A 23,145-nucleotide genomic window follows, 5' to 3' on the forward strand; every position below is an offset into this window, starting at 1 on the left:
CGACCCGAAGGGAATGATCGTGGTTTCACAGGTGATGCCGGGCCCATGGGGCCGCTGGGGATGCGAGGCCGGGTTCGGCCCGTCCCGGCTGCGGGACTTCTTCGAGGCGGTGAGCGCCTGGGGGGAGTGTGGTGGCCGGTCGGAGGCGGTGGCCGGCGAGCAGGACCACTCCGAGAGCGGTCGCGCCGGCCGTGGTGGCCGCGGTGGGCATCGTGAGCACGGTGGGCATCGTGAGCACGGTGGGCACGGAGGAGGCGGGCCGAGAGGCCGCCGGGGCGGACCGGGCTGGCCGTTCGGCGGCTTTCCCGGCCCGGGGTTCGGTCCGGGGTTCGGTCCGGGGTTCGGCGGCCCCGGTTTTGGCGGTCCCGGCAGCTTCGGCCGTGGGCCGAAGGTGGGGCGGGGTGACGTCCGGGAGGCGCTGCTCGCGCTGCTGGCCGAGGAGCCCATGCACGGCTACCAGATGATCCGTGAGCTCGCGGAGCGTAGTGGTGGCATCTGGCGGCCGAGCCCGGGGTCGGTCTACCCGGTCCTGTCGCTGCTGGCCGACGAGGGGCTCGTGCGCGCGGAGGAGGCGGAGGGCAAGCGAGTCTTCCATCTCACCGACGCCGGGCGGGCGCACGTCGAGGCACGCGCAGGGGGGCGCAAGCCGTGGGAGACCGCCGCGGCGGCGGTCGATGACGATCTCACCAGTTTGCGAACGCTGGCGTTCGCCGTCGGTGCGGCCATCGTCCAGGTGGCCCAGGCCGGAGACGAAGCGCAGATCGCCGCGGCGCGGTCCCTGCTCGCCGAGACCCGCCGTGGTCTCTACCGGATCCTCGCCGGGGACGATGTCGAGCCCCCGATGAGACCGGAGGGTGCCGCCACGGGTACCGGCGCGGACAAGGGCCGCACCGCTCCCGATGGTGGCAGCAAGGATGACGGCAACGGCGGATCGGCCCCGGGGCGGGCTGCGACGCGCTGATCGACGAAGCGTTGATCAGCGGGGCGCGGGCGCCTCGGCGAGGTGGGCGTGAACCGGCTAGCGGGGACCTCACCGGCCGTCCCGGTGCCGACGGCGGGGTAACACCGCGTTTGTGGGAACCTTCCCAGGTGGCGGTGGTGGGCGTCGGAGTGGACGTGGTGGATGTTGACCGGTTCGCCGTGACGCTGGCACGCACGCCGGGCATCGCGATGAGGCTGTTCACCGCGACCGAACGGAGCCTCGCCCGGCCCGAGCGGTTGGCCGCCCGGTTCGCGGCGAAGGAGGCGGTCGCCAAGGTTCTCGGCGCACCCCCCGGTCTCGAGTGGCACGACACCGAGGTGGTTCTCGGTACCGGGGGGCGACCGTCGTTACGGATCATCGGCACGGTGGCCGCCGCGGCGGCCCGGCTCGGCATCGCGTCCTGGCATCTCTCGCTCACCCACGACGGCGGCGTGGCCGTGGCGATGGTCGTTGCCGAGACCTGAGCATGGTCGGGTCCGGTGGGCCCGTGCCGGCCTGTCGGGCGCCCGCGGATCGGAGCGGGGCAGCATGTCGGCATGCGCAATGCCCATACGGTTGAACAGGTTCGAGGTGCCGAGGCGCCGCTGCTCGCCTCGCTGCCCCCCGGCGCTCTGATGCAGCGGGCGGTGCACGGGCTCGTCGCGCACGCCGCACGACGCCTCGGGCGGGTCTACGGTGCCCGCGTCGTCGTGCTCGCCGGCGGTGGCGACAACGGTGGTGACGCCCTCTGGGCCGGAGCGCGGCTGGCCGCCCGAGGGGCGCGGGTTGATGCGGTGGCACCCGGCCGCACCCATCCGGAAGGCACCGCCGCCCTGCTCGCGGCCGGTGGTCGACTGCACCATCCGGGTCCGGTGGTGGGCGCGGGCGGTCCGGCGGGTGCGGGGCAGCCGATCGACGATGAGCGGCTGCGTATTCTGTTCGCCGCCGCCGATCTGGTGCTGGACGGGTTGCTCGGCATCGGTGGCCGGGGCGGGCTGCGCGGGCCGTACGCCCGGCTCGCCGCTCTGGCGCCCCCCGAACGGACGGTGGCGGTCGACGTCCCCAGCGGGGTGGACGCGGATACCGGGGCCGTCGCGGGGCCGGCGGTCCGGGCGAGCAGTACTGTCACCTTCGGTACCCGCAAACGCGGCTTGTGGCTCATGCCCGGTGCCGCCCACACCGGTCCCGTCGAGCTGGTCGACATCGGACTGAACCTGCCTGAACCCGACCTGTGCGCTCTCGACGATGCCGACGTTGCCGCGACGCTGCCCGTTCCCAGCCCGAGGGCGTCCAAGTACAGTCGCGGGGTCCTCGGCCTCGTTGCCGGCAGCGGCGCCTATCCGGGCGCCGCGGTGCTCGCGGTCGGCGGCGCGCTGCGCGGCGGCGCCGGGTATCTGCGGGTAGTGACCGAGGGGCACGCTGAGAAGGCCGAGGGGCACGCCGAGAAGGCCGCGGGCGAGGCCATCGGCGCGGTCGTGAGCAGGGCCGGCGATTTCGTGCGGATGTCGCATCCCGAGGCCGTCGTGACCGCCATCGAGGCCGGTGACGCCGACGCGATGCTGGCCGCCGGCCGGGTCCAGGCCTGGGCGATCGGCCCGGGCCTGGCGCCGGGACCCGCGGTCCGTACCTTGCTGACGGCGTTGCTGGCGACGGACCTTCCGGTCCTGGTCGACGCGGGAGGCCTCGACCCGCTTGCCGAGATCATCGCGGCGCGGCCCGCTGCCGTCGCCGAGCGGGCGGCGCCGGTGCTGATCACACCGCATGAGGGCGAGTTCCAGCGGTTCGTCTCGGTCGCCCTTGGCGGGGATGCGCAGACCACCGCCGCCGAACTCGCCGACGATCGGCTCGCCGTTCTCCGGCGGGCCGCGGCGGCGACGGGAGCGGTGATCCTGCTCAAGGGCGCCCGCACGCTCGTCGTGCGGCCGGATGGATGGGCGCTGGTCAACACGACCGGATCGGCATGGCTGGGGACCGCCGGGACCGGTGACGTGCTGACCGGCCTGATCGGCTCACTGCTCGCCGCCGGGCTCGCCCCGGCGACGGCCGGGGCGGTCGGCGCCTATCTGCACGGCCGGGCCGCCGAGCGGGCCCCCGTGCCGCTGGCAGCGAATGATCTGCCCGCCATCCTGCCCCAGGTCATCGGCGACCTGCTCGACCAGCGACGGATGCCACGCGGAGTAGCGTGACGGCGTGACCGAACAGCGGGCCGATCCTCCTGCCAGGAATGATCTTCGTTCCTATGCCGCCATCGATCTCGACGCGGTCCGCACGTCGGTGGCCGCCCTCGTCGCCCGGGCAGGCGACGCCGCCACCATGGCGGTCGTCAAGGCTGACGGCTACGGCCATGGCATGATCCCGTGCGCGCGGGCGGCCCTGGAGGGCGGGGCCACCTGGCTCGGCACGGCGTTCCTCGAGGAGGCGTTTGCCCTGCGCGCGGCCGGGTTCACCGTCCCGGTGCTGTCCTGGCTCGCGGCGCCCGGTGAATCGTTCGCCGCCGCCATCGCCGCGGATGTCGACCTGTCCGCGTCCGCGGGCTGGGCGCTCGAGGAGGCCGCCGCGGCGGCCCGGCGGACCGGCCGTACCGCCCGGGTGCACCTCAAGGCGGACACGGGCCTCGGCCGGGCGGGAGCCACGGAGGCCGACTGGCCGGCGCTGTGCGACGCCGCGGCGGCACTCGAGGCCGAGGGCGTGATCGAGGTGATCGGCGTGTGGAGCCACTTCGCGTTCGCCGATGCCCCCGGGCATCCCACGGTGCAGGGTCAGATCGGGCGTTTCCGGGATGCGATCGACATCGCCACGAAGGCGGGGCTACACCCGTCCGTGCGGCATCTGGCGAACTCGGCGGCCACCCTGGTCAGCCCGGAGGCGCATTTCGACCTGGTTCGACCGGGAGTGTCCGTTTACGGACTGTCCCCGGGCCCGGAGGTCGGGCCGTCGGCGGCCTTCGGTCTGCGCCCCGCGATGACGCTGACGACGCACGCCGCGTTGACCAAGCGGGTACCGGCGGGAACCGGCGTCTCCTACGCGCACCGGTACACGACAACACGCGAGACGACGCTCGCCGTGGTGCCGCTGGGCTACGCCGACGGCATCCCCAGGTCCGCGACGAACACCGCGGAGGTGCTGTTCGGCGGGCGGCGCCGACGCATCGCCGGCACGGTCTGCATGGATCAGTTCGTCCTCGATGTGGGTGACGACCAGGTGGCGGCCGGCGATGAGGTGCTGCTCTTCGGCCCCGGTGACCGCGGCGAACCGACCGCGGACGACTGGGCTGCGGCGCTGGGCACCATCAACTACGAGATCGTCAGCCGGGTCGGGGCTCGGGTCCCCCGCCGCTACGTCTGATGACGGCCCGTCGGGCGGCCTCTCGGGCGGCGCCGGACGAGTCGAAGATGCGGGATGCGGGCTCAGCCGCAGCCGCCGGGGCCGCAGGCACCGCCGGAACCGTGACCGCCGGTGGGCGACACGTGGCCGCCGAGCGAGCCGCGCTCCATCCGCCGACGCACGGGGCGGGAGACGGCGGCCTCGCGCTCGGCCTCCTCGAGGCGGGAACGGGTAGTCAGTGTCAGCATCACCGGCCCGGCCGACACCGGAGCCGGAGCCGCGGCGCCGGGGCCCTCGGCCGGCTCGGTGTCGTCTGGCACCCCCAGTGCGGCGGCGCGCTCCGGGCCCGTCAGACGACGGCCGGCGCTCGCCGGGATGTCCTTGCTCCTGTGCCACCTCAGCCGCACGATCTCCGCCTCCGGTCCACACCCGCTGATCGATCTGATCCCACCGGATCCGCCCGCTCCCGGCTTCTCGATCCAGTCGATCCAGCCGGGGGCGGCACTTCCACGGTAGTCGGCCCGCTCCCACCCGGTCCGGCGGGCGTCGGCGCTGTGGCCTACGCCCGGCTTGTCTTCTTCACGACGTTTGTCGTCTTCACGACGCTCGGTGCCGTCACGACGCGTCGCACCGGCGTGGATCCGGTGCCGTGGGGCGGGGCCCATCCCCTAGACTCGGCCCGGAGTCGTGACTGGCGCATCGAGGTGGAACTGACCACCGGGGAGCGATCGAGCGGAACGGTGCCGCGCGCCTGGGCACCCCCGGCCGGATCAGACCTGCCGGAGGTCAAGGTGCATCAACCACCGATTCCCCACCTCGCCGTCGCCGATCCCGAACTCGCCGGTCTCGTCGAGGCCGAAGCCATGCGCCAGTTCTCGTCGATCAGGCTGATCGCGTCGGAGAACTACGTCTCTACCGCGGTGCTGGAGGCGTCCGGCTCCGTGCTGACCAACAAGTACTCCGAGGGCTACGTCGGTCGGCGTTACTACGAGGGCCAGCAGGTCATCGATCCGATCGAGACGCTTGCGGTCGACCGTGCCAAGGCGCTGTTCGGGGTCGAGCACGCCAACGTCCAGCCGTACTCGGGTTCCCCGGCGAACCTCGCCGTCTATCTGGCCTTCGCCGAGCCAGGGGACACCGTGATGGGCCTGTCGTTGCCGATGGGCGGCCATCTGACCCACGGCTGGAGCGTCTCCGCGACCGGCACGTGGTTCCGCAGCGTCCGGTACGGCGTGCGCGCCGGCACCGGCCGCATCGACCTGGACGAGGTGCGCGACCTCGCCCTGGCCGAGCGTCCCAGGATTATTTTCTGCGGCGGTACGGCGATCCCGCGGACGATCGACTTCCCGGGGTTCGCCGCGATCGCGCGGGAGGTCGGGGCGGTGCTCGTCGCGGACATCGCGCACATCGCCGGGCTGATCGCGGGTGGGGCACACCCCTCGCCGGTGGGGCACGCCCCGGTGATCTCCACCACCACGCACAAGACGCTGCGCGGCCCGCGCGGGGCGATGCTCCTCTCCGACGCCGAGCACGCCACCGCGATCGACAAGGCGGTGTTCCCGGGCCTGCAGGGCGGGCCGCACAACCACACCACCGCGGCGATCGCCGTCGCCCTGCGCGAGGCGGCGGCACCCGCGTTCCGCGACTACGCGCACGCGGTCGTGGCGAACGCCCGCGCGCTGGCCGAGGCCCTGGTGGAGCGGGGCTTCGACCTGGTCACCGGCGGTACCGACAACCATCTGATCCTGATCGACCTGACCGGCAGGGACATCGGCGGCAAGCCCGCGGCCCGGGCGCTCGACCAGGCCGGGATCGAGCTGAACTACAACGCGGTGCCCTTCGACCAGCGCAGGCCCTTCGACCCGTCCGGTATCCGACTGGGAACCGCCGCCATCACCACCCGCGGCCTGGGCGCCGGTCACATGCCGGTGCTCGCCGGCTGGATCGACGATGTCGTCAAGGCCGCCGTGGCCGGCGACACCGCGACCATCACCCGGGTCCGGGAGCAGGTCACCGAGCTGACCGCCGCCTTCCCGATGCCGGGCTTCGCCTGAGCACGGGATCCGCGTACAGGCCCGGTAAGCTTCCCCGGCCGCGCATCCGACGCTCCCCAGGCCCCGGCTGACGCCCCCCACGTCCCGGCCGGGGGGCCCGTCGGCCGGCGTGGCCGGGTGCATCATCGGTGCAGAAGAGGCACCGAGGAGAGGTGGCGCCGATGGCGAAGACCGTGGGTGCGATCGCGGGTTCCCGCTCGGCTCGGGCCACGGGGTCGCTCGGGGTGGTCGGTGCCGCTGCCGTCGCGGCGGGCCTGGTCGCCGAGCGGCGGATGATCCGCCGTCGGCGTGGGATGGCCGATCTCGCGTCCGACGCGCGGATCGAGCCGATCAGGGGTTGGGTCACCACCGTGATCGCGGGGGACGGTGTTCCGCTGTACATCGAGGAGATCGGCCCGTCGGACGCCCCGGTGACGCTGGTGTTCGTCCACGGGTTCTGCGTCACGGCCGATTCCTGGATCCTGCAGCAGCGGGCGCTCACGGACCTCGGCCGGATGGTCTTCTATGATCAGCGGGCGCATGGGCGTTCCGGGCCGTCCGAGGTCAAGAACTGCACCATCGACGTACTCGCCGACGACCTCTTCCGAGTGATCACCGAGCGGGTCCCCCGGGGGCCGATCATCCTGGTGGGCCATTCGATGGGCGGCATGACGGTGCTGGGTCTGGCCGACACCCACCCGGAACTGTTCGATGACCGCATCGTCGGGGTGGCCCTGCTCGCCACCAGCGCCGGTGAGCTGGCCCGGCTGACCTTCGGGCTGCCGGCGTCGGTGACCGGGGTGGTGCGCCGCGTTCTGCCGGGTTTCGCGGTCGGTATGCGGCACGCGCCGAGCCTGCTCGAACGTGCCCGGCGGCGGGGCAGCGACCTGTCGTGGGAGCTGACGCGGCGCATCGGGTTCGGATCGACCGAACTACCGCCGTCGGTGGTCTCCTTCCTGGAGACCATGGTCGCGGACACCCCGATCCCGGTCATCGCGGCGTTCCTGCCCACCCTGCTCGACCACGATCGGCTCGTGGCGGCCGAGCGGCTGGCGGAGATCCCGACCGTGCTCATCGTCGGGGACGCCGACCTGATGACCCCGCTTGCCCACAGCCGCACCCTGGCGGAGGTGTTGCCCCGGGCGGAGCTCATCGTCGAGGAGGGCGCCGGGCACGCCATCATGTTGGAACGCCCGGACGTGGTGAACGCCGCCATCCGGGAGATGGCACGGCAGGCGATGGTGCCACGCGCCATGCCGCGCCCGCGGTCGGCACGGGCCGACCGGTCGGCGCCGGCACAGACCGGTCGGTCGGGACGGACCGGTCGGTCGGGGTCGGCACGGGCCGGTCGGTCGGCACGGGCCGAGACATTCTCCGTTTCCCCACGCGGGCCCCGGAGCGAGGCGACGACGGAAGGCACATGAACACGGTCGAGGTGTCCACGGCGGAGCGCATGCGGGAGTTCGGGGCCTGGTTGGCCACCCTGCTGCGACCCGGGGACCTGCTCGTGCTCTCCGGCCCGCTTGGCGCGGGCAAGACGGTCCTGGCCCAGGGGATCGCGGCCGGGCTGGGCGTGCGGGAAACGGTCACCTCGCCGACGTTCGTGCTGGCCCGGATCTACCCGGACGGGCGGATTCCCCTCGTGCACGTGGACGCCTACCGGCTCGGTGGGGTCGCCGAGGTCGACGATCTCGACCTCGACGCCGACGTCGACACCTCGGTCACCGTGGTCGAGTGGGGCGTCGGTCTCGTGGAACGTCTCACGCAGGATCATCTGGAGATCATGATCTCCCGGCCACGTGCCGACGAGGTCGGGGAGACGCGGATAGTCCGCCTCGTCCCGTCCGGGGCCAGCTGGATCGAACGGCTGCGCGCACGTGCGCCGGTGAGTTGAGACTCCCCGCATCGACCCGCCGCGCGCGGCGTGACATCGGTGGCATCGTGGTGGTGGGGCGGGTGCCCGCCGTGGTCGGCGAGGCGATCCGTAGTCTGGACGAGTGCTGGTGATGGCTCTTGACACATCCACGGCAGCGTGCTCGGTCGCGCTTGCCGAGCTGACGTCGTCCGACCCCGCGCGGCCGGTGAGTGGGACGGGTGGCGAGCGCGCCGCGCTCGGGGTGCACGTGTGGCCGCGAGCGGTCATGGTCACCGTTGACGCCCGCCGCCACGGGGAGTTGCTGGCGTCGTCGATGCGCGCGGTGCTCGCCGAGGGGGGTGCCCGCCCCACCGATCTCGACGCCGTGGTTGTGGGCGCCGGTCCCGGGCCGTTCACCAGTCTGCGGGTCGGGATGGTGACCGCCGCCGCCTTCGCCGACGCACTGGGCGTGCCGGTGCACGGGGTGTGCTCACTGGATGCCATCGGTGCCGCCACCGGCGGCTCCGTCGCCGTCGTGACGGATGCCCGTCGGCGCGAGGTCTTCTGGGCCTGTTACCGCGACGGGGTGCGGGTCGGCGATCCGGCCGTTGGCCGTCCGGCCGACGTCGTCCGGTTCCTGCGCGGCCTCGGTGTCGACCGCGTCGTCGGCCCGGGAACGGTGCTCTACCCGGAGATCTTCGCCGAACTCGCCGCGGCCGCGGCCGGTACCACGGCCGGGGAGGCGCCCGCGCCCGGCGCAGGCCAGCCGGACGACGGCTATCCCCGGCCAGAGCTGCTCGTCGGTCTCGCCGGGGCCGACGTGCTGGCCGGGCGCGCTCCCCAGCCCCTCGTCCCGCTCTACCTGCGGCGGCCGGACGCGACCGAACCGCACACACCGAAGCCGGTCACGGTTTGACGCAGCCGCGATCACACCCTACCGGTCCGGATGGGCCGGATCTGCTCCTCGTTCCAATGCGCTGGTGGCACGTGGCGATGGTCGCCGAGCTGGAGCAGACGGTATTCGACATCGATCCGTGGACGGCCGAGCTGTTCTGGTCCGAACTCGCGCAGGGCGAGCAGCGACGGTACCTGACGGCGCTGTGGCGTCCACAGGGCGTCCCGACGCACGACACGTCCGCGATCGTCGGTTATGCGGGGCTGGCGCTCGCCGAGGACGGCGCCTACATCCAGACGATCGGCGTTGTGCCCCGGATGCGCGGGCGGGGGGTGGGCGCCCGTCTGATGATCGCCCTGCTGCGTGACGCCCGGCGGGCGGGTGCCCGCAGCTGCGGGCTGGAGGTCCGCACCGACAACCAGGCGGCCCGCGCCCTCTACAGCCGGCTCGGTTTTGTCGACATTGGGCTGCGTCGCGGTTACTACCAGCCTTCCGGCGGAGATGCCTACGTGATGCGGGTCCGGAAGATCGACACCATTGGTTACGCGGAGCTGCTCGACCGCGTCGAGGCGACGTTGCTCATCACCTCTCGGGCCGAGCCCTGACCTGTTCGAACCGCCAGGCACGCGGATCGCCGTTCGTCAGCTCGGCCGGTGGCTCCGGCAGCGGGCAGCGGGTGTCCCCGGTAGTCTGCGCGGACGTGCCCGCATCGGGCGGCGTCCGCAGCATGATGACGACGAGATCCTCGCCCCGTTGGCTGCTGACGTAGACCTCGCCGTCGCGCTCCGCAAGCGCATCGATCGCCCAGTCCCGCAGGCCACCCGCCCGGCCGGCCGCAGCCTTGGCCTCCCACATCCAGATCATGTCCTCATGGTGCCCCATGTCCCCGTGTGCTCATGTGCTCATGTGCTCATGTGCTCATGTGCTCATGTGCTCATGTGCTCATGTGCTCATGTGGCCTCGTGGCGCCGGGCGCCGACCGGTGGGAGCGGGCCGCCGCGAAGGGGGCCGGGTCTTGGCCAGGGGCCGGCTCGGGACGACCTGAATTCCCGCCGTCTTGTCAGATCCGACCGTCTTGGTTGACGTCTGCGGCGCGGGTGCTAAGTTGGCACTCGGCACGTGAGAGTGCCAGCGACAACAGGCGCCTGTTCACCCGCGACGGCAGGCCGCCAGGGTCGCTCTCTCATCCAGCGCAGGAAGGGGGAGGTCGATCGTGACGACCGCCACCAAGGTTGCTATCAAGCCTCTCGAGGACCGTATCGTCGTGCAGCCCTCCGACGCGGAGCAGACCACCGCGTCCGGGATCGTGATTCCGGACACGGCGAAGGAGAAGCCCCAGGAGGGCATCGTTCTCGCGGTCGGCCCGGGTCGGTTCGAGGACGGCAAGCGCGTCCCGCTCGACGTCAAGGTCGGCGACGTGGTGCTCTACAGCAAGTACGGCGGCACCGAGGTCAAGTACTCGGGCGAGGAGTACCTCGTGCTCTCCGCTCGCGACGTTCTCGCGATCATCGAGAAGTAGGCCGCTCGCCGGTAGCACCAAGGGGCGCGTCCCGCTGGCGGCCGCCCGGTTCCCGCCGGGCCCGCCGGCGGGGCGCGCCCCTGCTGTTTTCCACCGGTATTCGGTGTCGGGAGGACAACCAGGTATGTCGAAGATTCTGACGTTCAACGAGGACGCCCGCCGCGCGCTCGAGCACGGGGTGAACGCCCTGGCCAACGCGGTCAAGGTGACGATCGGCCCGCGTGGTCGCAACGTCGTCATCGACAAGCACTACGGCGTCGCGACGATCACCAATGACGGGGTGACGATCGCGCGCGAGATCGAGCTGGAGGACCCCTACGAGAACCTGGGCGCCCAGCTCGCGAAGGAAGTCGCCACCAAGACCAACGACGTGGCTGGCGACGGCACCACGACGGCGACCGTGCTGGCCCAGGAAATGGTGCGCTTCGGTCTCAAGCAGGTGACCGCGGGGGCCGCCCCACTGGCGCTGAAGCTGGGCATCGAGGCCGCCGTCGAGGCCGTCTCCGCGGCCCTGCTGAAGCAGGCCATCGAGGTCAACTCGAAGGAGACCATCGCCCAGGTCGCCGCCATCTCCGCTCAGGACTCGCAGGTCGGGGAACTGATCGCCGAGGCGATCGACAAGATCGGCAAGGATGGCGTCATCACGGTCGAGGAGAGCCAGACCCTCGGACTGGATCTTGAACTGACCGAGGGCATGCAGTTCGACAAGGGCTACATCTCGCCGTACTTCGTCACGGACGCCGAGGCCCAGGAGGCCGTGCTTGAGGACGCCTACGTCCTGCTCTACCCGGGCAAGATCTCGGCGCTGAACGAAATCCTGCCCGTGCTGGAGCAGGTCGTCCAGGAGCGCAAGCCGCTGCTGATCATCGCCGAGGAGGTCGAGGGCGAGGCCCTGTCCACCCTGGTGGTGAACTCGATCCGCAAGACCTTCCAGGTCGTCGCGGTCAAGGCTCCCGGGTTCGGGGACCGCCGCAAGGCGCTGCTGCAGGACATTGCCGTGCTCACCGGCGGCCAGGTGGTGGCCTCGGAGGTCGGTCTCTCCCTCGATGCGGTGACGTTGGCCGACCTGGGCCGGGCCCGGCGGGTCACGGTGGACAAGGACAACACCACCATCGTCGACGGGGCTGGCGAGGCCTCCTCGATCGCAGATCGGGTGCGTCAGCTCAAGCAGGAGATCGAGGTCAGCGACTCCGACTGGGACCGCGAGAAGCTGCAGGAGCGGTTGGCCAAGCTCGCCGGTGGGGTCGCGGTCATCCGCGTCGGCGCCGCCACCGAGGTGGAGCTCAAGGAGAAGAAGCACCGCCTCGAGGACGCCGTGTCGGCCACCCGCGCGGCCATCGAGGAGGGCATCATCGCCGGCGGCGGTTCCGCGCTCACCCACGTGGCGTCCGTGCTCGACGACGGGCTTGGCCGTACCGGGGACGAGCTCGCCGGGGTACGGATCGTGCGCTCCGCGCTCGACGCCCCGCTGTCGTGGATCGCGCGCAACGCTGGTCTGGAGGGCGCGGTCATCGTCTCCAAGGTCAAGGAGCTCGAGCCGGGTCGTGGGTACAACGCGGCCACCGGCGAGTACACCGATCTGATCGCGGCCGGCGTCGTCGACCCGGTCAAGGTCACCCGGTCGGCGGTGGCGAACGCCGCCTCGATCGCGGCTCTGCTCATCACCACCGAGGGCCTGGTCGTCGAGAAGCCGGCGGAGCCCGCTCCCCAGGACGGCCGCGGCCACGGGCACGGGCACAGTCACCCGCAGGGCCCGGGTTTCTGACCGGATCGGCGTCGTGGGGCCCCGCCGGGTGCGGCCCGGCCCCCGGGCCCCGGTACGTCCGGAGCCCGGTCGGTCCTTGATGATCGACCGGGCTCCGGCGCGTTGGGCCGCCGCCGCGTCGGGTCGCTGTCGGGTCGCTCACCCGTCGTGGGTGGTCCAGGAGATCAGGACCGGATATCCCGACCCGTCCGCCTATCGGCCCCTGGCCGCCCTCTCTCAGCAGGCCGGTGCGAGTCCGGGCCGGGCCGGGGTGCGTCTCGTGGCCCCCCGCCGGGAGCGGCCGGTGAGGATCGCATCCCGTTCGGACTCGCTCAGCCCGCCCCATACGCCATAGGGCTCCCGGGCGGTCAGCGCGTACTCACCGCAGGCGCGGATGACTGGGCAGCGGGCGCAGACCGCCTTGGCCGCGGCCTCACGGGCGGCTCTGGCCGGCCCCCGTTCGCCCTCCGGGTGGAAGAAGAGCTCCGTGCTCTCACCACGGCACGCCCCGTGCAGCTGCCATTCCCACTTCTCCGCGCCGGGGCCTGGAAGTCGTCGGACGTCGGTCATCGATCTGAGCCCCCTTTCGACCTGAGCGGCAAGCGCCGCCACTTCACCGTAGTACCGGGTCACCCTCTGAGTGATCTTGAAATTTCACCCGGGTGAGCCCGCGTCACGGGTCGTTCCGCCCGGCCGTTGCACGGTCGGGAAGTCCCTGGATGTCCAGGGATCTCAGGCGGATCAGGGTCCGAGTCGGCCGCGGGACTTCCGGCCGGCGCCGTGTTCCGTCATGGCTGACCGACCGCGCCGGATCCGCAGGTCCGGCGGAACTTTTGTTGACGGTCGAACGCCTACCCCGGTGGTCGGCTGGTCACACGGCCTGAGCGGGAATTAGCGTGGCCACCGCCGGCCGCGCTCCGTCGGCGCGCAGCATCCACCCCGGCCGGGTGTCCGGTCAGGCGGCGACGCGAGGCCGCCTCAGCGCGAGTCCGCCTCCGAGGCGGCGGATGCCTCGTAGATCCCGTCGGCGAAGCCGCGGGCGTAATCCCAGCTGACGTAGCACGACGGGTCCGGCGCGAACGCCGGCTCGTGGACTCTCGTCCGCCCCTCGTTGAGAAGGTTGCGCAGGTTGCCAGCCAGCAGGTCCCAGTCGAAGAAGTGGGGCTCGGCGCAGCCCTCGCAGTCGACGACAAGGCCGCGGTAGCCGCGCGGCTCGAGCAGCGTGCGGAAGACGTCGAGGTCTCCCAGCTCGGCGAGGACTTCCTCCCGCTCGTGCAAGGACAGCGGTTCGAGCAGGTCGAGGTCGTCAACGGAGTCGAGGCGCGCGAGCTCGGCAGCCGGATCCTCGGGGTCGCCCGCGAAGGGGTCGACAGGCTCGTCGCTCACGACGACCACGCTACGCTTGCCCGGACTGCTTAGTGGTCCCGATCCGGAGTCTCGGCACCGATGTGCGGCGCTCTGGACATAGTCCGTCGCGGTCGGTCCGCTGTTCTGCTGGGCGCGCGGGTCCCGATCAGGCCCGGTGGGCGGCGCTGTGGTATAGAGAAATGTCATCCATGGCGATGTCGGTCACGGGCGATGTCGGTCACGCCGGAACCGCCGATATGTGCCGGTGACCTCTACGATGGAGTCTGTGCCGCCGCTCGGTGCCCGGTTCTGGTAGCCCGGTTCTGGTAGTAGGTATACTTTTCCGCCGTTGCGCGCGACCCGTCGCTCCAGGACGGCGGGCGGGGCTCGTGCCGCGGCGTCGGTCTGGGTCCGCGGCCTCGGTCAACGCGGAATGGAAGGTGCCATGAACGGTCCCCTCGCCACCGATTTCACGTTGCCGGCCGGGGTGGGCACCCACGTCGGCGCGCGTCCCGACCTGCTGGGGGCCGATGCCGCCGCGGTACCGCCGAAGCTGGCGATGCTCGGGCTGACCTTCGACGACGTGCTGCTGCTTCCGGCCGCCTCCGACCTGGTACCGGCGGAGGCGGACACGACGACCCGCCTGTCGCGGAGCATCGATCTCGCCGTGCCGTTGGTGTCGTCGGCCATGGACACGGTGACCGAGGCCCGTATGGCCATCGCGATGGCGCGCCAGGGCGGGGTCGGGGTACTGCACCGCAACCTCTCGATCGACGAGCAGGCGCAGCAGGTCGACATGGTGAAGCGTTCCGAGTCCGGGATGATCACCGCACCGGTGACCTGCGGGCCCGACGCCACCTTGGAGGACGCGAACGTCCTCATGGCGAGGTACCGGATCTCGGGTGTCCCGGTGACGGAATCCGACGGCCGGCTGGTCGGCATTGTGACGAACCGGGACATCCGCTTCGAGCGGGACTACTCGCGTCGAGTGCAGGACGTCATGACCCCGATGCCGCTGATCACCGCACCGGTGGGCGTCTCGCCGGAGGACGCGCTCGCCCTGCTCCGCCGCCACAAGGTCGAGAAGCTGCCGATCGTGGACGAGCGTGACCGGCTGCGCGGTCTGATCACAGTCAAGGACTTCACCAAGCGGGAGCAGTACCCGCACGCCACCAAGGACACCGATGGCCGGCTGATGGTCGGCGCCGCCGTCGGTGTGGGGGAGGACGCCTACAAGCGCGCCCAGGTCCTCGTCGCCGCCGGGGTCGACTTCCTCGTCGTGGACACCGCGCACGGGCATCATCGAGCCGTGCCCGACGTGGTGCGCCGGATCAAGACCGACATGCCGACCGGGGTGGACGGCCGGCCGCTCGACGTGATCGGTGGCAACGTGGCGACCGGGGCCGGTGCGGCGGCGCTGATCGCGGCCGGGGCGGACGCCATCAAGGTCGGGGTCGGGCCCGGCTCGATCTGTACCACCCGGGTGGTGAGCGGCGTCGGCGTCCCCCAGGTCACGGCCATCTACGAGGCATCGCGCGTCGCCCGGGAGCACGGTGTGCCGGTGATCGGAGACGGCGGCCTGCAGTACTCGGGTGACATCGCGAAGGCCATCGCCGTCGGCGCCGACACGGTCATGCTGGGCAGCCTGCTGGCCGGTGTCGACGAGAGCCCAGGAGAGTTGATCTTCATCAACGGCAAGCAGTACAAGGCTTACCGGGGCATGGGCTCGCTCGGCGCCATGCGTAGCCGCGGCAGCGCGCGGTCGTACTCGAAGGATCGGTACTTCCAGGACGACGTGCTCTCCGATGACAAACTGGTTCCCGAGGGCGTCGAGGGCCAGGTGCCCTACCGGGGTCCACTGGCGGCCGTGGCCCATCAGCTGGTCGGCGGTCTGCGGGCGGCGATGGGCTACACCGGCTCGCCCACCATCCGGCGGATGCAGGATGAGGCGCAGTTGATCCGTATTACCTCGGCGGGGCTGATCGAGAGTCACCCCCACGACATCCAGATGACCGTCGAGGCGCCGAACTACAACTCCGCGCGCTGACGCCGTCGCGCCGCGCGACCGACCAGGCCGTCGCCGGGCCGTCCCCAGGCCGGTGACGGCCGTCGCGTCTTGTGCGCGGTCACCTGGTCACCTGGTCACCGGGATGTTCGGTCAGTCGTGGAGCAGATACGTCGGTTTTCCGGTCGGCACGAGCCTGCCGGCCCAATCAGGAGGCGCCAGCAGTGGCAGAGATCGAGATCGGCATCGGCAAGAGCGCGCGGATCGCGTATGGTCTCGACGCCGTCGGCATCATTCCATCCCGTCGGACCCGTGACCCGGCGGACGTCTCGCTCGCCTGGGAGATCGACGCCTACCGGTTCGACCTGCCGCTCGTGGCCGCTCCGGCCGACGCGGTGACCTCACCCGCGTCGGCGATCGCGCTCGGCCGGCTCGGTGGTCTCGGTGTTCTGCACATCGAGGGGCTGTGGACTCGGTACGAGGAGCCGGAGAACCACATCGCCGAGCTCAGCAAGATCGGGGCCGCCCAGGGCCCGGACGCGGCAACCGATCGGCTGCGCGCGTTGTACTCCGCGCCGGTCCAGCCGGGGCTGATCGCGCAGCGTCTCACCGAGCTTCGGGACGCTGGGGTGGTCGTGGCCGCGGCGCTGCGCCCGCAGAAGGTCAAGGCCCTGTGCCCGCACGTACTGGCCGCCGGGATCGATCTGCTCGTCATCCACGGTACGGCGGTTTCGGCGGAGCATCAGTCCCGCCGCAGTGAGCCGCTCAACCTCAAACGGTTCATCGGGCAGCTGGACATCCCGGTGCTGGTCGGCGGGTGCGCGTCGTTCTCCACCGCATTGCACCTCATGCGCACCGGGGCGGCCGGTGTCATCGTGGGCGTCGGGTCCGGCTTCGGTGACCGTACCCGGGACGAGCTCGGGGTCGGCGTGCCGCTCGCCACCGCCATCGCGGACGCGGCCGGTGCGCGCATGCGTTATCTCGACGAGTCGGGCGGCCGCTACGTCCACGTCGTCGCGCATGGTGACCTTCGGACTGGCGGTGACGTCGCGAAGGCGGTGGCCTGCGGCGCGGACGCGGTCATGGTGGACGCGGCGCTCGCGGCCGCAGAGGAGGCCCCGGGCCAGGGCGGGGTCTGGCCGATGGACGTGCTGCACTCCGACCTGCCGCGGGGACGCTGGTCGCCGGTGGCCCCGACCGGGATGCTCGCGCAGATCGTGACCGGTCCGGGCACGGCGACCAGAACCGGTGTCCTCAACCTGGCCGGCGGCCTGCGCACGGCAATGGCGACGACGGGATACGCAACTTTGAAGGAGTTCCAGAAGGCGGAGATCATGGTGACTGCCAGTCCGTGACCGACGATGCACGTCATGCGTGGTCGTCGGGCGTCCTGCGAGGCGGTAGCCGTCGCGTGAGGTATCGCTCGCTGGTGCGCGAGCCCGACGGGCGTGCCCGTGGTGTGCCAACCACCGGCGGTACCCGGTCGATCCGGGCTCTTACCCGACATGGCACCCTGGAAGCGGTCCGTCTCCGGCATGAAGGACGACAGATGCTTCTCGACGAGCACGGCCGTTGGGTCAGCGATGACGGTGCCTATGTCTGGGACGAGGCCGCCCAGACCTGGCAGCCGTCATCGGCAGCGCCGCCGGCCGGTCCGTCGGCCTTGGCGCGATTCGGTAACCATCCCGGTGGGCCCGCCTTCGGTGCCGGTCCGGTCGGGGAGCCTGGATCCGGTCGGGCCGGGTCCGATGTAGGAGCGCAGGGCGGTTCGTTCGGTGGGCGGCCCGGCGCTGCCGGCTTGTCGCCCGATTCCGGGCCCGGTGCCGTGGAAGCGGCTCCGGCACCGCCGAGCTGGGGCGGGGCGCTCACCGATTCACCCCGTCCCATGGGCGGCCCGGTGGCCACGCCATCAGAGCCGGACACACAGGGGCTGGCACCCTACGGCCCCACCGGCCAGCGCGGCCGGTGGGGGGAACCGGCCGCGGACGTCATTGCACCGCGCGGGCCGTCGGAGTGGGGCGATCTGACCGGTCCGGCCCGCTGCGCGGGTGCGGCGGATCCCGTCGATCCGGTGGCTGCGCCCGCAGGGCCGGCCGCAGGGCCGGCCGCAGCGCAGACGACCTGGGGCGGCGGCGATTCGACTGGCGAGATCCGGCGTGTCGGGGGCATGGCGGCGACGTACGCCCCGTCCACCGGTGGTGCGGCGGACGGCACACCGCGGTGGGACGGCGATCCGGACGGCGGGCCGGAGCCGTATGCCGGGTCGTTCGACGAGCACGACAGTGGATGGGCACCGTCCGGGCCCACCTCCCGGCGCGGGGCGACGGCTCGGCGCGGGGCGGCGGCCCGGCGTGCCGAGGCCGGCGGGCTGCCGGCACGGGTCACCGCGCTCGTCCAGCACGTGCGCGACCGTCCGCCGCTGCTGATCGGCGCCGCCGTCGTTCTCGTCTGCCTCGGGCTCGGCGTCATCGGATTCCTCGCCCTCGGCGGCGGTGGATCGGGCTCCGGGACCGCGGCCGGGCCGGCCGCGGTGGGGAAGGGCCGTTACTCCCCGGAGGTCCGTCAGGCATATCTCAGCTCGTGCCTCGACGTCAGCAACGGTAACGAAGGCTATTGCACCTGCACGCTGGAGAAGCTGGAAGCCGACTACACCCAGGAGGAGTACCAGCGGTTCAGCGACAACGTCCAGTCCGAGTCGTCGCAGCGCATCGTGCGGGAGATCTATGCCGCCTGCCGTGACAAACGATGACGATTACCGGTGTACAGTGGGTTGACAGAACTATTATCACATGCCTAGATAGGCTGCGGGACGACGGACAAGAGTGCTATTGCTTTTTCGTCGGCGATGTGATAAGACGTCCTTCACGTATCAACGGGCGGTCATGGCGGTGCGGTTCTCCGGGACGCATCCCGAGACCGCTCCTCCCGGAGCGAGGCTGCTCCACGTGCATTCGTCCGCCCGGGCGGGGGACCCGGTGGCGTGGCCAGATCACACATTTACCCGACGCACGTCCACACGATGACTGCCCGCATCGTGCTGACCAGGGGGGCAGGAGATGCCGCCCTATGATCAAATACAGCGGTTCAGTGGCCATGATGCCTGAATCCGGGATAACGTCGCCGACGTCCGGCGCCCGCGCCCGGAGGCGGGTGACAGTTCTGTGACGACCTACGACACCGACCGCGACGGTGCCACGGGGCGCCCGGCTGCCTCCCGTCGTGACGACGATTTCTTCGCGGTGGAGCGGGTGGGCGAGCAGGCAGCCCGTCCTGTCTCCCGTGAGCCCGCGCCCACGTCCTGGGATTCGACTCCCTGGCCCCGGCGTGAGCCGGCGCCGGGACCGGGACCGGCCATGCCGCCGGCAGGCGGCGGTGCGCGTCCCGCCGATCCCTTCGACGTGACCACCACCTGGGACGGTCCGGCGCCGGGACCCGCCGGTGGACGCCCGCCGGGCATCTCGGTGACCCCCCCCCTTCCCGCTGGCCCGTCTACCCCGGCGGTGTCACCCGCCGCTCCGGTGGCTCCTCCTGTTCCTCCTGTTCCCAGGGGTCCTCGGGTTTCCGCCGGTCCGCCACCGGCCGCGTCCCGGCCGACGTCCTACCTCCCCTCGGCGTCCCCGCCACCGCCCGCGGCGTCCAGGACGGCTGCGAGGCCGGCCGACCTGCAGGTGGGCGGGCCCGGTCGAGAGGCCTATCCGGTCCCGACCGGTCCGCCGTCGGGACCGGTGCGCATGGGCCGTTCCCCACGGGCCGGCGGGGCGGCGGGGACCACCTCCGGGACGAGATCGGGGGGTGGCGCTTCCGCAGACCCGTTCACCGGCGGGTTTCCGATCTCCGCCCGACCGGTTCCCGCGCCACCGTCCCGGGCTGTTCCCACATCGTCGGCGGACCTCAGGAGAGCTCCGGGCCAGTCGGGCACCCCGAGCCGGGTCACCGGCCCGGCCTTCCCGGTGGTGCCCGGGAGCTTTGGCGTGACCGCCGCCGCGCCGCCGCCCGATGCCGGGCCCCGAACCGCATACTCTTCGACGGATCCTTGGAACGGGCACAGCTCGCCCCGCGTTCAACTGCCCGGTGTGGGCGCGCCCGCAGCGGGCCCGGGCCCCCTGAACCGGGAGGCCGGCGGGGTCCGTCCTGGTGGCGGTGGATCCGCCGGTCCGGGCGCGACCTCATCAACTCCGCCCCGCGGATTCGGGGGCGTGGCAGCCTATCTGCCGGGATCGGCGTCGAGTCGTCCCGGCAGGGACCCGGCTCCGGGAAGAAGGGGCCCGAACGGCGGTTCCGGGGGCAACGGCGGTTCCGGGGGACTGCCCCCACACTCCCGCCAGGACCGTCTGCGCTCCCGCCAGGATCGTCCGCGGGACCCCCGCGACGGCGGAGCGGATCTCGCAGGCTGGCGGACTCCCCTGTCCGGCACCGAAGACGTCGTCCGTCCTCTCCCGCCCAACGGGCCCAACGGGATCGCCGGACTGGTCCCCGGCCGTGAGGACCCGCTCTCCGGACCGCTCCCGGTGGCCCGGCGACGATCGTGGGTGGAGACTGCGACGGAGAGCGACTGGCGGATGCCGGCGAATCGGGCATCTGGACCGAGGGACTCGTTGGCCGGTCCGACTGACCGGCTGCCCGGCCAGAACGGGCTGCCCGCTCCGGACCGCGACCGGGCGCTCGCGGCCCCGGAGCGGCGGGCGGCTCCCGAGGCCGGCGCCGATGCGTCGCGGGCCAGCGGTCGGCCCGCCGACCTGGCTGTACCTCGGGTCGAGGAGACGATGACGACCGCTCGTCCGCTGTATCGGCCAGACGCCTCCGCGCCGCCGGCCGGGACCGGTGCGCGTGGCCTGGTCGGAACTCCGTTGCCGCCGGTGGGGCGCCGACCCGAGTCTCCCTCGGAGAGGACGTCCCTGGTGCCCCGGCGGGGATCGGGAAAGGCCAGAGGTGCCGGCCCCGCGCCGGATGACGACAGTGGCTGGCAGCCCTCCCGGTCGGTGCGCAAACCGAGTGGTCGCAGTGTGCCTGCCGACCGCCGTCGCACCCCGAATCCGGTGACCGACACCAACAATCTCCAACCGGTCTCGGCTCCTCAGCCCATCCGGTCATCCGGATCGACGCGATCGGGTGAGCGGGGTGCGGCGAACGGCGGCGAGCGCCGGCGTGGCACCGCGGACCGGGCCGGTCGCGCGGGCGGAACCGGCGCCAGGAGCCGTGGGCATGCTGGCCGGTATGAGGAGGGCGCCGGGGCCGGCGGCCATTCCGGGCCTGGGCGGCGGGCCTCCGGGCGTGATGCCCGCGCGGTGGGGCTGCGGGAACCGGGGGATGCCCGGGATGAGCCGGACGACGAGGACCTCTCCGGCGAGGATCGCCTCGCCTGGCTTCATCAGGGTTGGATCGGTCCTTTGGCCGTTGCGTTGGTCCTCGCGTTGCTCGCGGTTGGCGGCTATGCACTCCTGCGCGGCGATGGCGACGGCAAGAGCGCGCCGTCGGTTTCGCCGGCTCCCCCCATCGGCTCGCCGACGCCCACCACGACCAGCCCGGACGCGATCAATGGCAAGGCGATGATTGATGGCAGCTGGGAATGCCGGCTTGTTACCGGGACGAATCCCCTGAAGCTGTCCGACAATGTCGTCGGTGTGCTCGTGGTCGAATGGACCGCCGGTGCCTACAGTTGGGGCGGCACCGCCGGTCAGTACACGATCACGCCGGTGGCCGGTAATGACGGCGGGAATGTGATCGGCAACGTGAAGTTCACCGGCGGGCCACTGAAGGATCTTTCCGGGGTGCACATCGCCAAGCCCGGGGCCGGAATCCGCGACAAGGCGCAGGGCACGCTGGAACTCACCGCGAGTGGCAGTGCGCCGCACCGATACTGCGGGGTGAACTGAGAAGATCCATCCCTATGCTGACGGTAAGTGAAACACCGATATGTCGGATCTAAGGCGCCCCTGGTCGCCCGGGATCTGCCGAGTTCCGACCCCGGCTGTCGGATTCAGGGTGGCGTGGGGCAGGATCAGGTGCCATGCTCAGGTCTGACCGTAGTGAGGGTGGCGGACGGTGTCCCGCCGCTGGCAGGACGGATGTGGCTGGCGGTGCGGACGGGGGCGTCCCCGCTCCCCGGGAGAGCGGCCGACGGGCCGTAAACCGGCGCGGCCTGCTTCGCTGGGCCGGGACCGCGGCGGTCGCGGCACCGGCCGCCGGGCTGTTGGCCGCGTGCGGGGGCTCATCCTCCTCGGCTAGCGCGACGCGCAAGGTACGTCTCGGCTATGTGACGTCCCGGACGGGGGCGTTCCGCAGTTACAGCGTGGTCGACTCGTATGTGCTGCAGACGATGCGCACGATCCTGGCCGACGGCGTGAAGGTGGGGAACCGCACCTATCCCGTCGAGATCTTCGTCCGGGACTCCGAGTCGGACCGCCATGGCGCCGGGACCGCGACAACCGACCTGATCTTCAAGGACAAGGTCGACATCGTGCTGGTCGGTGGCACCTCCGACACCGCCATTCCTGTCGCGGACCAGTGCGAGATCAACCAGGTTCCCTGTATCTCCACAATCGCCCCGTGGCAGGCCTGGTGGAATGGCCGGGGCGGCAACGTCGACATGCCCTTCCGCTGGACCTACCACTTTTTCTGGGGCATGGAGGACCTGGTGGCGACTTACGTCGCGATGTGGAGCCAGCTCGGGATCACCAAGGTGGGGCTCATGTATCCGGACGACGACGACGGCCGCGCGTTCGCCGACCCGGACTTCGGAATTCCCACCATCCGCAACTACAACAACCTCCGGCTGACATCGCCGATGTCAGCCGGCTACTCAACCGGGGCGCCCTCATTCAAGACCTATATCGATGAATTCAAGAAGAACGGGGTGCAGGCCGTCGTCGGCGTGTCCCGGGCCGCGGACTTCGCCACCTTCCGGAAGGAGACCAGGGCCTCCGGTTACTCGCCGAACGCTCTGACGATCTCCAAGGCGATCTACTTCCAGGAGGATGTGCGTGGCCTCGGTACCGGTGGTGACGGTCTTACCACCGAGGTGGCGTGGTCACCGGCGCATCCCTTCCGTAGCTCGCTGACGAACAAGACGTCCCTGGAGCTGGCCAACGACTTCACCAGCGCCCGCGGTCAGGGGTGGACCCAGACCCTGGGATTTTCGTACGCCCTGTTCGAGGTCGCCGTCAAGGCGCTGAGCAACGTCGACTCCCTCGACAGTCGGGAAGCCGTCGCCACGGCCATCCGCGACGTCGACGCCCAGACCATCGTCGGACCCGTGGCGTTCGGAGCTCAGCCCAACGTCCCGAAGAACGTGGCCCGCATCGCCCTCGTCGGTGGTCAGTGGAACCAGAACCAGCAGGCGAACGATTTCAACCTCAAGATCGTCAATAATGCGGGTAACACCAAGGTCCCGCTGGAGGCCGAACTCCGCAAAGTTCCCTCGCCCGTCTGAGCTCGGGTCGGCTCGCTTGCCCGGGGCGACTGG

General features: G+C 71.5%; 20 protein-coding genes and 1 riboswitch. Of the genes, 16 read left to right on the forward strand and 4 right to left on the reverse strand.

Annotated features, from left to right (window positions below; all coding sequences use genetic code 11):
• Positions 1 to 13 precede the first annotated feature (13 nt).
• From AC08OV_RS05740 to alr, 4 genes are all read left to right on the forward strand, one after another.
• Entirely contained in the window at positions 14 to 961 is a 948-nt protein-coding gene (locus AC08OV_RS05740) for a PadR family transcriptional regulator (protein WP_476613231.1), read from the forward strand.
• A 128-nt stretch (positions 962 to 1,089) separates the two neighbouring features.
• The gene (locus AC08OV_RS05745) at positions 1,090 to 1,446 is read left to right on the forward strand and encodes a holo-ACP synthase (RefSeq protein WP_476592311.1); all 357 of its coding nucleotides are present in this window, start codon (positions 1,090 to 1,092) and stop codon (positions 1,444 to 1,446) included.
• A 72-nt stretch (positions 1,447 to 1,518) separates the two neighbouring features.
• The gene (locus AC08OV_RS05750; protein ID WP_476613220.1) at positions 1,519 to 3,147 is read left to right on the forward strand and encodes an NAD(P)H-hydrate dehydratase; all 1,629 of its coding nucleotides are present in this window, start codon (positions 1,519 to 1,521) and stop codon (positions 3,145 to 3,147) included.
• 4 nt (positions 3,148 to 3,151) lie between these two features.
• Positions 3,152 to 4,306 carry an alanine racemase gene (gene alr, locus AC08OV_RS05755; protein WP_476613221.1) on the forward strand — a complete coding sequence of 385 codons (1,155 nt, stop codon included), beginning with the start codon at positions 3,152 to 3,154 and terminating at the stop codon, positions 4,304 to 4,306.
• 62 nt (positions 4,307 to 4,368) lie between these two features.
• Here the strand turns inward: alr and AC08OV_RS05760 are convergent, their stop codons facing one another.
• Positions 4,369 to 4,950: a hypothetical protein gene (locus AC08OV_RS05760; RefSeq protein ID WP_476613222.1), complete on the reverse strand. Its 582-nt coding sequence runs from the start codon at positions 4,948 to 4,950 to the stop codon at positions 4,369 to 4,371.
• A gap of 12 nt (positions 4,951 to 4,962) precedes the next feature.
• A riboswitch (ZMP/ZTP riboswitch) is annotated at positions 4,963 to 5,049 on the forward strand.
• 27 nt (positions 5,050 to 5,076) lie between these two features.
• Here AC08OV_RS05760 and AC08OV_RS05765 point away from each other — a divergent pair.
• From AC08OV_RS05765 to rimI, 5 genes are all read left to right on the forward strand, one after another.
• Entirely contained in the window at positions 5,077 to 6,339 is a 1,263-nt protein-coding gene (locus AC08OV_RS05765; protein WP_476613232.1) for a serine hydroxymethyltransferase, read from the forward strand.
• 161 nt (positions 6,340 to 6,500) lie between these two features.
• Positions 6,501 to 7,742: an alpha/beta fold hydrolase gene (locus AC08OV_RS05770; RefSeq protein WP_476613223.1), complete on the forward strand. Its 1,242-nt coding sequence runs from the start codon at positions 6,501 to 6,503 to the stop codon at positions 7,740 to 7,742.
• The gene (tsaE, locus tag AC08OV_RS05775) at positions 7,739 to 8,212 is read left to right on the forward strand and encodes a tRNA (adenosine(37)-N6)-threonylcarbamoyltransferase complex ATPase subunit type 1 TsaE (RefSeq protein WP_476613224.1); all 474 of its coding nucleotides are present in this window, start codon (positions 7,739 to 7,741) and stop codon (positions 8,210 to 8,212) included. Before AC08OV_RS05770 ends, tsaE begins: the two co-directional genes overlap by 4 nt.
• Before the next feature lie 112 nt (positions 8,213 to 8,324).
• Positions 8,325 to 9,089, forward strand: a complete 765-nt coding sequence (tsaB, locus tag AC08OV_RS05780) for a tRNA (adenosine(37)-N6)-threonylcarbamoyltransferase complex dimerization subunit type 1 TsaB (protein ID WP_476613225.1) — start codon at positions 8,325 to 8,327, stop codon at positions 9,087 to 9,089.
• On the forward strand, positions 9,086 to 9,673 hold the full coding sequence (rimI, locus tag AC08OV_RS05785; RefSeq protein WP_462185722.1) for a ribosomal protein S18-alanine N-acetyltransferase: 588 nt from the start codon (positions 9,086 to 9,088) through the stop codon (positions 9,671 to 9,673). The genes tsaB and rimI overlap by 4 nt, the downstream gene beginning before the upstream one ends.
• Here the strand turns inward: rimI and AC08OV_RS05790 are convergent.
• Positions 9,651 to 9,932, reverse strand: coding sequence for a hypothetical protein (locus AC08OV_RS05790; RefSeq protein WP_476619416.1), 282 nt, complete (start codon positions 9,930 to 9,932; stop codon positions 9,651 to 9,653). The two genes, rimI and AC08OV_RS05790, sit on opposite strands and share 23 nt — an antisense overlap.
• Before the next feature lie 349 nt (positions 9,933 to 10,281).
• On the opposite strand from AC08OV_RS05790, the gene groES reads away from it, so the two are divergent.
• Positions 10,282 to 10,587, forward strand: a complete 306-nt coding sequence (gene groES, locus AC08OV_RS05795; RefSeq protein WP_011435085.1) for a co-chaperone GroES — start codon at positions 10,282 to 10,284, stop codon at positions 10,585 to 10,587.
• Between the two features lie 124 nt (positions 10,588 to 10,711).
• Complete coding sequence (gene groL / locus AC08OV_RS05800) at positions 10,712 to 12,352, forward strand: chaperonin GroEL (protein WP_476613228.1); 1,641 nt, start codon at positions 10,712 to 10,714, stop codon at positions 12,350 to 12,352.
• A gap of 216 nt (positions 12,353 to 12,568) precedes the next feature.
• On the opposite strand, the gene AC08OV_RS05805 is transcribed toward groL, so the two are convergent.
• Positions 12,569 to 12,901, reverse strand: coding sequence for a WhiB family transcriptional regulator (locus AC08OV_RS05805; RefSeq protein ID WP_462185725.1), 333 nt, complete (start codon positions 12,899 to 12,901; stop codon positions 12,569 to 12,571).
• A 408-nt stretch (positions 12,902 to 13,309) separates the two neighbouring features.
• A complete protein-coding gene (locus tag AC08OV_RS05810) occupies positions 13,310 to 13,726 on the reverse strand; it encodes a DUF5319 domain-containing protein (RefSeq protein WP_462185726.1) in 417 nt (138 codons plus the stop codon).
• A gap of 397 nt (positions 13,727 to 14,123) precedes the next feature.
• Between AC08OV_RS05810 and guaB the strand changes: the two genes are divergently transcribed.
• From guaB to AC08OV_RS05835, 5 genes are all read left to right on the forward strand, one after another.
• On the forward strand, positions 14,124 to 15,725 hold the full coding sequence (gene guaB / locus AC08OV_RS05815) for an IMP dehydrogenase (RefSeq protein WP_462185727.1): 1,602 nt from the start codon (positions 14,124 to 14,126) through the stop codon (positions 15,723 to 15,725).
• Positions 15,726 to 15,907: 182 nt separating this feature from the next.
• Positions 15,908 to 17,038 carry a GuaB3 family IMP dehydrogenase-related protein gene (locus AC08OV_RS05820; protein ID WP_476613229.1) on the forward strand — a complete coding sequence of 377 codons (1,131 nt, stop codon included), beginning with the start codon at positions 15,908 to 15,910 and terminating at the stop codon, positions 17,036 to 17,038.
• Positions 17,039 to 17,580: 542 nt separating this feature from the next.
• Positions 17,581 to 18,432 (forward strand): hypothetical protein, encoded by an 852-nt coding sequence (locus tag AC08OV_RS05825; protein ID WP_476619417.1) that lies wholly within the window; start codon positions 17,581 to 17,583, stop codon positions 18,430 to 18,432.
• A 2,536-nt stretch (positions 18,433 to 20,968) separates the two neighbouring features.
• A complete protein-coding gene (locus AC08OV_RS05830) occupies positions 20,969 to 21,556 on the forward strand; it encodes a hypothetical protein (protein ID WP_476615481.1) in 588 nt (195 codons plus the stop codon).
• 194 nt (positions 21,557 to 21,750) lie between these two features.
• Entirely contained in the window at positions 21,751 to 23,112 is a 1,362-nt protein-coding gene (locus AC08OV_RS05835; RefSeq protein WP_476598502.1) for an ABC transporter substrate-binding protein, read from the forward strand.
• Positions 23,113 to 23,145: the final 33 nt, after the last annotated feature.

The sequence above is a fragment of the Frankia sp. CeTa3Moorea genome, assembly GCF_978021225.1.